The sequence below is a fragment of the Pseudorhodoferax sp. Leaf274 genome (assembly GCF_001422445.1).
Taxonomy (GTDB): domain Bacteria; phylum Pseudomonadota; class Gammaproteobacteria; order Burkholderiales; family Burkholderiaceae_C; genus Pseudorhodoferax.
This window is the reverse complement of sequence record NZ_LMNA01000028.1, coordinates 129,749-144,185: the sequence shown is the minus strand read 5'-3', so window position 1 is coordinate 144,185 and position 14,437 is coordinate 129,749. Positions and strand designations below refer to the sequence as shown.

The following is a 14,437-nucleotide window of genomic DNA, read 5'->3' as shown; positions in this document are numbered from 1 at the left end:
CGCCTCAACGTGCGTCGGCGAAGTGCTGTTGCACCTGCGCCCACGCGGCGTCCGCGATCCGGCGTGCACGGGCGCCCACGGCCAGCCCTTCGGCGCTCGACGCATTGCCATCGCGTGCACGCCGGTGGATTCCCTGCAGGATGGCCGCCATGCGGAACATCGCATGGGCGATGGCGAACTCCAGGGCCTGCGGATCCGTCGCCGTGCCCATGGCAGTGTCGTAGCGCGCCACGTAGCCGGCCTCCGATGGCACGCCCTCGGGCAGCGGCGACTTCTCGGCCATGCCGCGGAATTGCTCGGACGTGAGCCGCCAGGGCAGCAGGTGGTAGGCGAAGTCCGCCAGGGGATGGCCCAGGGTCGACAGTTCCCAGTCGATCAGCGCGACCACGCGCGGCTCGGTCGGGTGGACGATCATGTTGTCGATCCGCAGGTCGCCGTGCACCAGCGTCGCCGGCCCGGTGGCGGGAACATGCGCGGGCAGCCAGGCGATCAGCCGCTCCATCGCAGCGATCGGCTCGGTCTCGGCCGCCCGGTACTGCCGCGTCCAGCGCGCGATCTGGCGCTCGAAGTAGTTGCCGGGCCGCCCGAAGTCTTCCAGGCCGATGGCCCGCACGTCGAGACGGTGCAGGCCGGCCACGACCCGGTTGACATCGGCATACAGTGCCGCCCGTTCCGCCGGCGGCAGCTCCGGCAGGGCCGGATCCCAGAAGATCCGCCCGTCGACATGGGCCATGACGTAGAACGCCATGCCGATCACCGAGGGATCGTCGCAATAGCAGTGCATGCGCGGGACGGGCACGGTGCTGCCCGCCAACGCGCTGGCCACGCGGTACTCGCGGTCGATGGCGTGCGCCGAGGCCAGCAACGCGCCGCCGGGCTTGCGGCGCAGCACGAAGCGCCAGCCCTGCGCGTCCGTGAGCAGGTCAGTGGGATTGGACTGCCCGCCGGCGAAGCGCGTCGCCTCGATCGGCGCGCGCAGCCCGTCGATGTGCCGGGCGAGGTAGGCGCCGAGCGCAGCCGTGTCGAAGTCCGGGGCGCGGCCTGCCGTCACAGGATCTCCAGCAGCCCCGCCGCGCCCATGCCGCCGCCCACGCACATCGTGACCACGGCGTACTTCACGCCGCGCCTGCGGCCCTCCAGCAGGGCGTGGCCGACCAGGCGCGCCCCCGTCATGCCGTAAGGGTGGCCGATCGAGATGGCGCCGCCGTCCACGTTGTAGCGCGCCGGGTCGATGCCGAGCCGGTCGCGGCAATACAGCGCCTGGCAGGCGAAGGCCTCGTTCAGCTCCCACAGGCCGATGTCGTCCACGCGCAGGCCATGGCGTGCCAGCAGCTTGGGCACGGCGAACACCGGACCGATGCCCATCTCCTCGGGCGCGCAGCCCGCCACCGCCATGCCGCGGAAGATGCCCAGCGGGCGGATGCCGCGGCGCTCGGCCAGCCCGGCCTCCATGAGCACGCAGGCGGCGGCGCCGTCGGACAACTGGCTGGCGTTGCCGGCCGTCACCACCCCACCGTCGACCACGGGCTTCAAGGCCGCCAGCCCTTCGAGGGTGGTGTCCGGCCGGTTGCCCTCGTCGCGGTCGAGCGTGACCGCGCGGTGCGATATGGCGCCGCTCGCCTTGTCCGCCACAGCCATGCGGGTCTCGAAGGCGACGATCTCGTCCGCGAAGCGGCCTGCGGCCTGGGCCGCGACGGTGCGGCGTTGCGACTCGAGCGCGTAGAGGTCCTGCGCCTCCCGCGTGATGCCGTACTGGCGGGCCACGAACTCGGCCGTCTCGAGCATGGGCATGTACGCATGGGGGGCCCGCGCCATGACCAGCGCGTCCCGTGCGCGCGTGATGCCCTCGAAGTAGGACTTCTGTTCCGCCGTGATGTTCTCCTGCCCACCGGCCAGCACCACGTCCATCCCGTCCCCCGTGATCTGCTTGGCTGCCGTGGCGATGGCCATCAGGCCGGAGGCGCACTGGCGGTCGATGGTCTGGGCTGCCACGCTGGCGGGCAGGCCAGCCGCCAGCACGGCGTTGCGTGCCACGTTCATGCCGGCCGTTCCGCTGGACAGCACGGTGCCGAAGACCGCATCTTCGATCTCGCCGCCATCGACGCCCGCACGGCGCACGGCGTGAGAGATGACGTGGCCGAGCAGCGACGGCGAACGGACGTTGTTGAGGGCGCCCTTGTAGGCGCGGCCGATCCCGGTGCGGGCGGTCGACACGATGACTGCTTCTCTCATGCGCATGTTCTCCATTGGGAAATCCGGCGGCCCTCGGCCGCGAGTTGCCGCAGCAGCGGCGAGACGGTCCAGTAGCCGTGGCCATCGCCGTGCTGTCGGGCGTAGTGGTCGAGCTGCCGGACGATGTCGGCCAGGCCGATGGCGTCCGCCATGAACAACGGCCCGCCCAGCGCCTCGGGGAAGCCGTAGCCGCTGGTCCACACCACGTCGACGTCGCTGCCGCGCAGGGCGATGCCCTCTTCCAGCAGGCGCGCCGCCTCGTTCACCATGGGATAGAGCAGCCGCTCCAGCACCTCCTGGCTGTCGATGCCGTCGCGCCTGGCGATGCCGTGGCGCTGCGCCAACGCTGCGGCGATCTCCAGGGTGCGGGAATCGTCCACCGCAAGACGACCTTCGTAGCGGTAGAAACCGGCTGCGGTCTTCTGTCCGTGGCGTCCTTGGGCATGCAGTTCGCGGACCAGGCAGCGGTAGCCCGGATCGTCGGGCAGCCCGCCGGCCTTGCCGCGCTCGATCACCGTCTTGGCGCCCACATCCACCCCGGCCATGTCCAGCATCCGGCACGGCCCCATGGCCATGCCGATGGACTCCATCACGGCGTCGAGCTGCCGGGGCGTCGCGCCCTCCAGCAGCAGGAACTCGGTTTCCCGCAGGTAGACCTCGGCCATGCGGTTGCCGATGAAGCCGTAGCACACGCCGGAGACGACCGCCTGCTTGTCGATGGTCCGGGCGACGGCCAGCGCGGTGGCCAGCACATCCTGCGCGGTGTGCCGGCCGCGGACCACCTCGAGCAGCTTCATCACGTTGGCGGGACTGAAGAAGTGCAGCCCCACCACGTCGGCCGGACGCCCGCTGGCTTCGGCGACCAGGTCCACGTCGAGCGTGGAGGTGTTGGTCGCGATGACGCAGCCGGGCTTGCACAGTGCACCCAGGCGGGCGGCCACCTGCTGCTTCAGCACCAAATCTTCGAACACGGCTTCGACCACCAGATCGCATTGCGCCAGTGCGGCGTCGTCGGTCTGCACGCGCAGCAGCGCCATGCGTGCATCCACCTGCTGCGCGGTGATCCGTCCTTTGTCGGCACTGGCGTCGTACAGGCCGCGCACGGTCTGGACGGCTGCGCGCAGCCCGGCCTCGTTCGTGTCCACCAGCACCGTGGCGATGCCGGCGTTCAGGAAGCACATGGCGATGCCGCGGCCCATGGTGCCGGCGCCCAGCACGCCGACCGTGCCCACGGGCCGCGCGACCGCTTCCCCCAGATCGGGCACGCGCCAGGCCTCACGCCGGGCCGCGGCAAGGTACTCTGCCGCCGCCAGCGGAGCGGCGGCGCTCACGGCGCGCTCCGGGCGGTGTCGTACTTCTTCAGCTCCATCTTGGCGAGCTGCTCGCGGTGGACTTCGTCGGGCCCGTCGGCCAGCCGCAGGATGCGCGCCGTGGCGTAGAAGCTGGCCAGGCCCAGGTCGTTGTTGGTGCCCCCACCGCCGTGCGCCTGGATGGCCCAGTCGATCACCCGGCAGGCCATCTGCGGCGCGGCGACCTTGATCATGGCGATGTGGGACTTTGCCGCCTTGTTGCCGACCGTGTCCATCAGCTCTGCGGCCTGCAGTGTCAACAGACGGGCCTGGTCGATCAGGATGCGCGATTCGGCGATGCGCTCGTACCAGACCTCGTGGCGAACCACCGGCTTGCCGAACGCAACGCGCGCCAGGCCGCGCTTGCACATCATCTCCAGCGCGCGCTCCGCCAGGCCGATCAGCCGCATGCAGTGGTGGATGCGGCCCGGCCCCAGCCGGCCCTGGGCGATCTCGAAGCCGCGCCCCTCGCCCAGCAGCATGTTCTGCACGGGCACGCGGACGTTCTCGAAGACCACCTCCGAGGCGCGGTCCGGCACACCGTAGAAGCCGAAGACGCCCAGCGGCCGCACGACGCGCACGCCGGGCGTGTCCATCGGCACCACGACCATGGACTGCTGCTTGTGCCGGTCGGGATGGTCGGGATCGGTCTTGCCCATGAAGATTGCCACCTTGCAGCGCGGGTCGGTGGCATTCGTCGTGTACCACTTGTGCCCGTTCACCACGTAGTGGTCGCCATCGCGGACGATCGCCGACTGGATGTTGGTGGCGTCGCTCGAGGCCACCGCCGGCTCCGTCATCGCGAAACAGGAGCGGATCTCTCCTGCGAGCAGCGGCTCCAGCCACCGCTTCTTCATCTCCGGTGTGCCGTAGCGCTCGAACACCTCCATGTTGCCGGTGTCGGGCGCCGAGCAGTTGAAGACCTCGGGCGCCAGGTGCGAGCGGCCCATCAGTTCGCACAGCGAGGCGTACTCCAGGTTGGTCAGCCCGGCCCCGCGCTCGGACTGCGGCAGGAACAGGTTCCACAGGCCCGCAGCCCGGGCCTTGGGCTTGAGCTCCTCCACCACCGGATACACCGCCCAGGCACCGAGGCGCTCGGCCTCCTCGTACAGCCGCCGCTCGTTGGGGTAGATGTGCTCGTCCATGAAATCAGAGATGCGCTGGTGCAGCGCCTGGACGCGGGGAGTCATTTCGAACATCGGAGCCTTTCAGGTTGTCGCCCCCGCAAACGGCCGGAGACGGTGCGCGGAAGTCTGACCAGGATCGACCTGGTGGGCACCGCGGTATTTCCGGCGAATGGAATTGATGGAGGGCTTGGCGTGCGCGGCGGCGCAGGCCGTTCCTAAGATCCGCGTGATCCTTGCAGGCCGCGATCGACCGATGGCGGCACCCTTTCTCCACCGCGCCGCAACGGCGCCTCGTCCAATGCACCCCACCACGCTCGACCCCCTTTTCAGCCTCCATGGCAAGACTGCGCTCGTCACCGGCGGATCCCGCGGACTGGGCAGGTTGATCGCCGCAGCGCTGCTGCGGCGCGGCGCCAAGGTCTACATCTCGTCCCGCAAGCGCGAGGCCTGCGACGCCACTGCGCGCGAACTCTCGGACCTGGGCGCGTGCGTCTCGCTGCCGGCCGACGTGGGCCGCGACGAGGGCATCCAGGCGCTCGCCAACGGGCTCGCGGCGCGCGAGTCTCGGCTCGATGTGCTGGTCCACAACGCTGGCGCGGCCTGGGCCGCGCCGTTCGAGGAGTTCCCGCGCTCCGGCTGGGACAAGGTGATGGACCTGAATCTGCGGGCCCCCTTCTTCCTGACCCAGGCCCTGCACCCGCTGCTGCGCGAAGCCGGCCGCGCAGGCCTGGCCAAGGTGATCCACATCGCATCGATCGACGGCACCTCGGTCAATCCGCTGGAGACCTACTCGTATGCCGCCAGCAAGGCGGGCCTGGTGCACCTGACCCGCCGGCTCGCACTGCGCCTGATCGGCGACAACATCGCTGTGAGCGCCGTGGCACCGGGCGCGTTTCCTTCCGACATGAACACGGCCGCGCGCGATGCGCCGCAGGACACCGCCCAGGGCATCCCCGCGGGACGGCTCGGCACCGCCGAGGACATCGCGGGCGCGGTGGTCTACCTCGCTTCCCGCGCCGGCGACTACGTGGTGGGCCAGACGCTGGTGGTGGACGGAGGCCTGTCGCTCAGCCGCTAGTGCAGGCTGCAAGCCTGGGCGCAGCACGGGTTGGCAGGCAGCCTGACATTTCCAAAGAACGGAAATCTGCCGATGCTCCGGCAGCCACGGAGCGGGATGCGCCGCTAAATTGGCGCATCACAAAAAGCAGGAGATTGCGCGGGCTGGCAAGTGTCTGCATCCCGACCACGGCGCCGCAAGGCCCGGGGTCGAAATGCCTCCTAGGCCGCCGCGTCACACACCCATGATCGATTTCAACTTCGGCACCCGCGTCATCCTCGGCGATGGCGTCCGCAGCGGCCTGCCAACGCAACTCGACGCACTGGCCGTGCGCCGCCCGCTGCTTGTCACCGATGCCGGGCTGGTGCGGGCCGGCATCGCCGAACGCGTGGTGTCGGCGTTCGCCGCCGACCGCCGGCCGGAGCTCTTCGATGCCGTGCCCGAGAACCCGACCGAGGCCGCCGTGGAGCAGGCGGCGGTGCTGTACCGCGAGCGGTCGTGCGACGGCATCGTGGGGCTGGGCGGCGGCTCGCCCATGGACCTGGCCAAGGCGCTGGCCGTGCTGGTCGGCGACGGGAGGCCGCTCGCGCACCGTGCTTTCCACGTGTGCGGCTGGAATGCGCCGGCCTTGCCAGCCGTGCCGCCCCTGGTTCTCATGCCCACCACGGCAGGCACGGGCAGCGAGGTCAGCCGCGGCGCCGTGCTGACCTTCAAGGATGGCCGCAAGTCCGGCATCCTCGCGCAGGGCGTGGTGCGCCTGGCGCTGTGCGACCCGGAATTGACCCACGGCCTGCCGGCGCGCCTGACCGCTGCCACGGGCGTGGATGCGATGAGCCACTGCGTGGAAGCGTTCTGTTCGCCCACACGCCATCCGCTGGCCGATGCCATCGCCTTGGACGGCCTGCAGCGGCTTGCAGCCAGCATCGAGGCGGCGACCCAGGACGGCCTGCATGCCAGGGCCCGGGCCGAGATGATGCTCGGCGCGCTGGAGGGCGGCATGTGCCTGCAGAAAGGCATCGGCGCCGTGCATGCACTGTCGCACCCGCTGGGCGCGACCGGCGTCCACCACGGGCAGCTCAACGCCGTGCTGCTGCCGCATGTGCTGGCCTGGAATGCGCCGGCCCTGGCCGACAAGCTGCCCCGGCTGCGGCATGCGCTGGGCCTGGGCGAGGCCGGCGACGTGGCGGGCTACTTCCACGGCCTGCGCGAACGCCTCGGCCTTCCCGGCCGCCTGCGCGACCTCGGCATCGAGCGCTCGGCGCTGCCCGCCTACGCCGAGCGCTCGCTGGCCGATTCGTCGCAGAGCAACCCGCGACCGATGGCCGCGCCCGACTACCTGGCCGTGTTGACAGCTGCCTGGTGACCAAGATCCGCCCGCAAGGACCACACGCATGAAGACTTATCCCAACTACATCGGCGGCGAATGGCTGGCTGCCAGCGATGCCCGACCGAACTTCAACCCCTCCGATCTCGGCGACTGCATCGGCGACTACGCCGAATCCGACGCGGCGACGGTCGCGCAGGCGGCCGAGGCCGCCGCAGCGGCGCGCCCGCGTTGGGCGGCGGCCACGGTGCAGGACCGCGCGAACGTGCTGGACACGGTCGCCGACGAGCTGTTCCGTCGCAAGGACGAGATCGGCACGCTGGTCTCGCGCGAGGAGGGCAAGACGCTGGCCGAAGGGACTGGCGAGGCGCTGCGCGCAGCCCAGATCTTCCGCTTCTATGCGGGCGAGGCCGTGCGCAACGCGGGCGAGGCGCTGGGTTCGCTGCGGGCGGGACTGGACATCGAGGTGACGCGCGAGCCGCTCGGCGTGGTCGGCCTGGTCACGCCGTGGAACTTCCAGCTCGGCATTCCGGCGTGGAAGATCGCGCCGGCGCTGGCCTACGGCAACTGCGTGGTGCACAAGCCGGCGGAACTGACACCGGGATCGGCCTGGGTGCTGGCCGAGATCATCTCGCGCGCCGGCCTGCCGCCCGGCGCATTCAACCTGGTGATGGGCGCGGGCGCGCGCGCCGGCCAGGCCCTGGTGGACCATCCGCTCGTCGACGGCATCTCGTTCACCGGCTCGGTGGCCGTCGGCGAGAAGATCGCCGCGTCCGCGGTGCGCCGCATGGCGCGGTTCCAGCTGGAGATGGGCGGCAAGAACCCGCTCGTGGTGCTGGACGACGCCGACCTGGACACGGCGCTGGAGTGCGCGCTGGCCGCCTACACGGTGACCGGGCAGCGCTGCACCGCGTCCACGCGCCTGGTGGTCATGCAGGGCATCCACGACCGGTTCGTGAAAGCGCTGACCGAGCGCCTGCGCGCCATCCGGGTGGGCCATGCGCTCGACCCGGCCACGCAGATGGGACCCGTGGTCGACGAGAACCAGCTGGCCAAGGACCTGCGCTACATCGAAGGGGCCGTCCGGGAAGGCGCGCGCCTGGTGACCGGCGGGACGCTGGTGGAGCGCCCGCAGCGCGGCCACTACCTCGCGCCCGCCCTGTTCACCGAGACCACGCCACAGATGCGGATCAACCGCGAGGAAGTGTTCGGGCCGGTGACGGCCGTCATCCGCGTGCGCGACTACGAGGAGGCGCTGGCCGTGGCGAACGACACCGAGTTCGGCCTGGCCGCCGGCATCTGCACGGCCTCGCTCAAGCATGCCCGGCACTTCCTGCGCAACGCGCAGGCCGGCATGGTGATGGTCAATGCGCCCACCGGCGGCGCGGACTATCACGTCCCGTTCGGCGGCCGCAAGCGTTCGAGCTACGGCCCGCGCGAGCAGGGCAGCTATGCGCGCGACTTCCACACCATCGTCAAGACCGGCTACCTGCGGGCCTGAACGACGGACCTCCCCCCAACCGCGCTGCACGCATCCACTTCAGGCCATCTTCATGAACGCACCCGCCCCACCCGCACCGCTGGCTGGCGTCCTGGTCATCGACCTCGGACAGATCTACCAGGGCCCCTACTGCTCGCTGCTGCTGGCCATGGCCGGCGCCACGGTCATCAAGGTCGAGCCGCTGCGCGGCGAACCCGCGCGCCTGCGCGCCGACATCGACGTGGCCTCGCTCCCACTGGCCATGCTCAACTCCAACAAGCTCGGCGTGACGCTGGACCTCAAGTCGGAGGAAGGCCGGGCGCTGTTCCTGCAACTCACGGACCGGGCCGACGTGGTGCTGGAGAACTTCGCGCCTGGCGTGATGGACCGGCTGGGCGTCGGCGCCGCCGTGCTGCGCGAGCGCAACCAGCGGCTGGTCTATGCATCGGCATCGGGCTACGGCACCGATGGTCCGTACCGCGACTACCTGGCCATGGACCTCACCATCCAGGCCATGGGCGGGATCATGGAAGCGACCGGGTTTCCCGAGTTGCCCCCGGTCAAGGCCGGCCCTGCCGTCTCGGACTTCCTGGGCGGCATCCATCTGTATGGCGCGATCATGACGGCGCTGTACCAGCGCGAGCGCACCGGCAAGGGCCAGAACGTGGAAGTCGCCATGCTCGACGCCGTCTACCCTACCCTGTGCTCCAACCTGGGCATGCACCATGCGACCAAGGGCCAGGCCTTGGCGCGCACCGGCAACCGCCACGGCGGCATGGCGATGGCGCCGTACAACGTCTACCGCACGCAGGACGGCTACGCCGCCATCATCTGCGTCACCGACGGGCATTGGCGCAGCCTGGCCGGTGCGATGGGCCGGCCAGATCTGGCGACGGACCCGCGCTTCGCGACCCACGCGGACCGCGTGAAGATCATGCCGGAGGTGGACGCGCTGGTGGAGGCCTGGACGGCCGGGCAGACCAAGGACGAGGTGTTCGCCGCGGCCCGGCGCGCGCATCTGCCGGCGGCGCCCGTGCGCAACCTCGAGGAGCTGATGCACGACCCGCATTTGCACCAGCGCGGGATGCTGCAGAACGTGGACCACCCGGACCTGGGCCCGGTGGTGCTGCCGACGACGCCGCTGCGCCTGGGCGATGCGCCGGCACCGGTCCTGCGGCCCAGTCCCCGCCTGGGCCAGCACAACGACGAGGTCTTCGGCCAGATGCTGGGCCTGTCGGCGCAACGCCTTGCCGAGCTGCGCGCAGCCCGGGTCATCTGAAGGAGCAGCAGATGTACCAAGGCACCTACACCTTTCCCGCCACCGAGCGCGTGGTCTTCGGCCGTCCCGCCGCCGAGGTCGTGCGCGAGGAGATGGACCGGCTGGGCTTCACCCGCGTGTTCCTGATGGCGCCGACGGCGCTGGTGGAGGCGACGCCCCTCGTGTCGCAGATCGTCGCTGCGCTGGAGCACAAGAGCGTGACGGTCTGGAGCGGCATCGCCGCCCACACGCCGCGCGAGGACGTGCTCGCCGCGGCCGCCGCGGCGCGCGAGGCGCAGGCCGAGGTGATCGTCGCCATCGGCGGTGGCTCGATCACCGATGCCGCCAAGGGCGTGCAGACCTTCCTGGCGCAGAACGTCACCGCACTGGAGCAGATCGATGCGCTGCGCAAGCGGCCGGACGAAGCGATGACCGCTGCACGGCCGGGCCTGCGCGCGCCCACGGTGCGCATGATCGCCATCCCGACCACCTTGGCCGGCGCCGAGTTCACGCCCTATGCGGGCATCACGAACCGCCAGCGCGGCGTCAAGGAAGTCTTCACCCACCCGCTGCAGGCGCCACGCATCGTGGTGCTCGATCCGCAGGTCGCCCTGCACACGCCGGACTGGCTGTGGCTGTCGACCGGGGTGCGGGCACTCGACCACGCGGTGGAGGACATCTGCTCGGTCGATGCGCAGCCGTTCTCTGAAGGCACGGCACTGCAGGCGATCCGGCTGCTCGCCCGCGCCCTGCCTGCAACACGCAAGGATCCGCAAGACCTGCAGAGCCGGCTGGATGCGCAGATGGCCATGTGGCTGTCGTCCGTCGGGCCCCAGGCGGGCGTCAACATGGGCGCAAGCCATGCCATCGGGCACGCGCTGGGCGGCACGGGCCATGTGCCGCACGGCTACACCAGCTGCATCATGATGCCGCACGTGATGCGCTTCAACGAAGCGGCGGTGCACGACAGGCATGTGCTGATCGCACAGGCGCTCGGAAGCCGCACCACGGCGGCAGCAGACCTGGTGGCCCGGCTCATCGACGGTCTGGACGTGCCGCGCACGCTGCGCGAGGTGCACATCACCACGGATGCGCAGCTCGATGCCATCGCCCTGGCCGCGATGGAAGACCCCTGGATCGCGACCAATCCCCGGCCGATCACGCAGGCCGCGCAGGTGCGGGACCTGTTGGAGGTTGCGCGCGGGTAGGCGCCACTGGATTTGCACACCACCACCAAGGAGACGACGCAATGCTGAACATCGACCGATCCAAACACACGAGAACTCCTGGACACGACGCCCAGTTCCGGGCACGGCGCCTTGCCTTGGCGCTGGTCCCCTGTGCCGTCCTCGGCGCCGCCGGCTGGGGTGCGCCGACGACCGTGCTCGCCCAAACCCCGGCCTACCCGGTCAAGCCCATTCGCCTCGTCGTGCCGTTCGCAGCCGGTGGTGGAGCCGACATCCTGGCGCGGGTGCTGGCCGAGAAGATGGCGCCAACCCTGGGGCAGCCGGTCGTCATCGACAACCGTCCAGGGGCGAACGGCCTGCTTGGCAGCGACCTGGTGGCCAAGGCGCCCGCCGATGGCTACACCCTTTTGTTGATCACCAGCAGCTTCGTCGTCAACCCTGGGTTGACGCGAAAAATGCCGTTCGATCCCGTCAAGGACTTCGAGGCGGTCAGCATCGTCGCCTCGGCGCCCACGGCCTTGGTCGTCAACCCCGCATCGAAGATGAACAGCGTCCAGGACCTGGTCGGTGTCTCGAAAGCCGATCCGAAGAGGCTGAACTACGGCTCATCGGGCGTGGGTGGGTTCCCCCACGTGATGACCGAGTTGTTCAAGGCATCCAGCGGCGTCAGTGCCATGCATGTGCCCTACAAGGGAGGACATGACGCCGTCACGGACCTGCTCTCAGGCCACATCCAGTTCATCGTGTCGGACCTGACACCCGTCATGCCGTATCTTCAGGCAGGCAAGCTGAAGGCGCTGGCGGTCACGGGACCCGGGCGTTCGCGCTACTTGCCGGACGTCCCTTCGCTGGCCGAAATGGGCATCAAGGGCGTGAACGTGCTGGGCTGGTATGGGCTGGTCGCCCCGGCAGGGACGCCGGCTCCGGTTGTGAACAAGGTGCGGGATGCGGCCGTCAGTGCATTGGAGAGTGCTGACGTGAAGGCGAGGCTTGCGGCCACGGCCAGCGATGGCGTCGGAAGCACGCCTGAGCAGTTTGCGGCGCGCATCCGCGAGGAGGTGCCGATGTGGAAATCCGTCACGTCTGCAGCGGGCATCACCCTGGATTGATACGGACTCGACCTTCGCGTCGAGCCCGGACAGCTCACCCGCACCAGCGCATACCGCCACGCGGCCCACATGCAGGTGCGTGACGTGACGGCAGCAACCTGCCTCCGAGGACGACGCGGTCGGCGCCTTGTCCTCCAGCGCACACCGTCTGCCAAGGTGACCGCTGTCGCACTCGCGATGGCACTTGATGTGCGTGATCCTTGCCTGTTCGCCGGGTCGCCGAAACCGACTGGCTACCAACTTTCGCTACCGGGTTCGCCTTTGAAGGGCCCCGCCAAGTCGGGGGTGATCCAGCCCCCATAGAAGCGGCCCGCTTGCGGATGGGCCTTCGATCCGCCGACGCGGCAGTCGAGATGGTGGGCATAGAAGGCCACACAGTCGGCGAGCGGCTCGGCACCAGACAGGGGATGGGGGTAGCTCCAGGCGACGTGGTCCAAGCGGCGTGCGCCATCTACCAGATTCCAATAGCGCGCCGGTCCCTTCCACTCACAAAACGAGCTACCGCCAGCGGGCTCCAACAGTCCAGGCTGTACGTCGACCAGCGGCAGGTAAAACGTCGGTGGGTGGGCCGTTTCGCGGACCGCCCAAGCAGCGCGGGTGCGCGCCACCTCGAGATGGCCCCAGCGCACGACGATCTCACGTGCTTCACGCACGAGCTCTGGCGGCCTCGGGAAATCCCAAACCGAAACCTGCCCCGACGCTGTGACATTGGCGAACGGCGGCCGCTCTTTCCCTCGCCAGCGCCATTGCGCGCGGGCGCTATCAAGCCATTTGGAATCGCTGCCCATGGAGTCCAGAGCATACAAGACGAGGCCGAAATGCCGAGCACCCAAAGCGTTTCAGAACAACCTGCTTTTCGCTGGGGCGGTTGCTTCGACGTGAGCCTTGCGCTGGTTGGGTTTATCCCATCGGCCACCTGCGACGCCCAGGCCCTGCCACACTCAATCCCCTCGCGGCCTGTGCTCCGACACATCCGGCTGGCTTCTCTCCGCTCATTGCCCAATGACGTCCCCGCATCGCGCCCACACAGCCCCGGCGCCGTGTCTGACGATGGAGGTCCGCAGCACCTTCACCATGGGCGACGGGACCGCTGCCGTAGCGATCTCTTTTCAAGGAGATGACATGAACAACACTTGGCATAGCTGGGCCATCCCAGTCTGGATTCTCGGAGCTCCTTTTCTGGGCATCCTTCTGGAAGCCTTGCGAGCGCGTTCAAACAAGCCTTGACGGCGCGTTGCGAGACTGCCGACAGCGGTATTGGTGCTTCAGCAGTTTGGTGGAGCGACACAGTTTCGCGCGCTCAGCGCGCGTTCCGCGCCCGTCACAATGCGCGCGACGCTGCGGGTCCGGCCGGTTAGCGCCGCCGTCATCCAGGCCCGACAAGTTGTTTGAACACTGCTCCATGTGAGCCCGCAGGGTCACCACTGCGCACCCTCCAACGCGAGAGAGGGCGGCCGCACCCTGCCACTGCCTAGCTGCTCCTCAGCCGCGCGGCCACACGCGCGGACACGGCGCGCCGCCGGTCCAGCATCGCCGCAGCAGCCGCCCTAACCTGCTCGACAAGCGATGGGGATGCCACCCGCGGATGACCGCTGTCGAACGGCGGCGCGGGGTCGTACTCCATCATCAGCTGGATCGACCTGGCGACATCCTCTCCGCGCAAGGTCGCCACCACGGTGAACGCGAAGTCCAGGCCCGAGGTCACCCCAGCCCCCGTGATGCGGTTGCGGTCGACCACGACACGCTCGGGCACGGTCTGCACGCCGAACTGCTCGAGTTGGTCCATCGACAGCCAGTGGCAGGTTGCCTTGTAGCCCGTCAACAGGCCAGCGGCTGCCAGCAGCAGCGAGCCCGTGCAGATCGAGGTGACGAGTTCCGCGCCAGCGGCTTGACGCCTCAGGAACTGCAGCACTTCCTCGTCCTCCATCAAATCGGTCTGTCCCGGCCCGCCGGGTACGACGATGACGTCGAACTGGGGCGCGTTGGCGAAATCCACGTCGGGCAGCAGGCGCAGGCCGGTATCGCCCTGCACAGGAGATGTGTCCTTCCACACCAGCTGCGCGCTGCAGTTCGGGGTTCGGGCCAGCACCTCGAATGGGCCCAGGATGTCGAGCGCGGTGATCTTGGGAAACACGAGCATGCCGATGCGGGTGGTCTTGGTCTGTGTCATGGTTGGAGACAAAGGTCAGTCGTTGATGAAACGCGCGCCCCCATGCGCCGGCAAGGCCATGGCCAGATCGGCGGGATTTCTCGAAATGTCGTGGAGCGCCCTGAAACACAAAGGCCGCAGATTTCTTTCAAAAATCTACGGCCT

At 69.3% G+C, this 14,437-nt stretch carries 12 protein-coding genes; 6 read left to right on the top strand and 6 right to left on the bottom strand.

The window, feature by feature from the left end:
• Window positions 1-4 precede the first annotated feature (4 nt).
• The 4 genes from ASF44_RS24545 to ASF44_RS24530 are packed head-to-tail and all read right to left on the bottom strand — an operon-like array spanning window position 5 to window position 4,780.
• On the bottom strand, window positions 5-1,051 hold the full coding sequence (locus ASF44_RS24545; protein WP_056901880.1) for a phosphotransferase: 1,047 nt from the start codon (window positions 1,049-1,051) through the stop codon (window positions 5-7).
• Entirely contained in the window at window positions 1,048-2,232 is a 1,185-nt protein-coding gene (locus ASF44_RS24540; protein WP_056902042.1) for an acetyl-CoA C-acyltransferase, read from the bottom strand. The genes ASF44_RS24545 and ASF44_RS24540 overlap by 4 nt, the downstream gene beginning before the upstream one ends.
• Window positions 2,229-3,563 carry a 3-hydroxyacyl-CoA dehydrogenase gene (locus tag ASF44_RS24535; RefSeq protein WP_056901879.1) on the bottom strand — a complete coding sequence of 445 codons (1,335 nt, stop codon included), beginning with the start codon at window positions 3,561-3,563 and terminating at the stop codon, window positions 2,229-2,231. The genes ASF44_RS24540 and ASF44_RS24535 overlap by 4 nt, the downstream gene beginning before the upstream one ends.
• Window positions 3,560-4,780 (bottom strand): acyl-CoA dehydrogenase family protein, encoded by a 1,221-nt coding sequence (locus ASF44_RS24530; RefSeq protein ID WP_056901878.1) that lies wholly within the window; start codon window positions 4,778-4,780, stop codon window positions 3,560-3,562. The genes ASF44_RS24535 and ASF44_RS24530 overlap by 4 nt, the downstream gene beginning before the upstream one ends.
• Before the next feature lie 226 nt (window positions 4,781-5,006).
• On the opposite strand from ASF44_RS24530, the gene ASF44_RS24525 reads away from it, so the two are divergent.
• The 6 genes from ASF44_RS24525 to ASF44_RS24500 all read left to right on the top strand — a co-directional run bounded on the left by ASF44_RS24525 (window position 5,007) and on the right by ASF44_RS24500 (window position 12,123).
• On the top strand, window positions 5,007-5,786 hold the full coding sequence (locus ASF44_RS24525; protein WP_056901877.1) for an SDR family oxidoreductase: 780 nt from the start codon (window positions 5,007-5,009) through the stop codon (window positions 5,784-5,786).
• Window positions 5,787-6,009: 223 nt separating this feature from the next.
• A complete protein-coding gene (locus ASF44_RS24520) occupies window positions 6,010-7,128 on the top strand; it encodes an iron-containing alcohol dehydrogenase (RefSeq protein ID WP_056901876.1) in 1,119 nt (372 codons plus the stop codon).
• Window positions 7,129-7,156: 28 nt separating this feature from the next.
• Window positions 7,157-8,590, top strand: coding sequence for an aldehyde dehydrogenase family protein (locus ASF44_RS24515; RefSeq protein WP_056901875.1), 1,434 nt, complete (start codon window positions 7,157-7,159; stop codon window positions 8,588-8,590).
• A 52-nt stretch (window positions 8,591-8,642) separates the two neighbouring features.
• Entirely contained in the window at window positions 8,643-9,848 is a 1,206-nt protein-coding gene (locus ASF44_RS24510) for a CaiB/BaiF CoA-transferase family protein (RefSeq protein ID WP_056901874.1), read from the top strand.
• Window positions 9,849-9,859: 11 nt separating this feature from the next.
• Window positions 9,860-11,035 carry an iron-containing alcohol dehydrogenase gene (locus tag ASF44_RS24505; RefSeq protein WP_056901873.1) on the top strand — a complete coding sequence of 392 codons (1,176 nt, stop codon included), beginning with the start codon at window positions 9,860-9,862 and terminating at the stop codon, window positions 11,033-11,035.
• Window positions 11,036-11,076: 41 nt separating this feature from the next.
• The gene (locus tag ASF44_RS24500) at window positions 11,077-12,123 is read left to right on the top strand and encodes a tripartite tricarboxylate transporter substrate binding protein (protein WP_056901872.1); all 1,047 of its coding nucleotides are present in this window, start codon (window positions 11,077-11,079) and stop codon (window positions 12,121-12,123) included.
• A gap of 233 nt (window positions 12,124-12,356) precedes the next feature.
• Here ASF44_RS24500 and ASF44_RS31295 read toward each other — a convergent pair whose 3' ends face one another.
• Both ASF44_RS31295 and ASF44_RS24495 read right to left on the bottom strand, forming a co-directional pair.
• Window positions 12,357-12,911, bottom strand: coding sequence for a DUF427 domain-containing protein (locus ASF44_RS31295; protein ID WP_082525037.1), 555 nt, complete (start codon window positions 12,909-12,911; stop codon window positions 12,357-12,359).
• Between the two features lie 683 nt (window positions 12,912-13,594).
• A complete protein-coding gene (locus ASF44_RS24495; RefSeq protein WP_056901871.1) occupies window positions 13,595-14,293 on the bottom strand; it encodes a DJ-1/PfpI family protein in 699 nt (232 codons plus the stop codon).
• Window positions 14,294-14,437 lie beyond the last annotated feature (144 nt).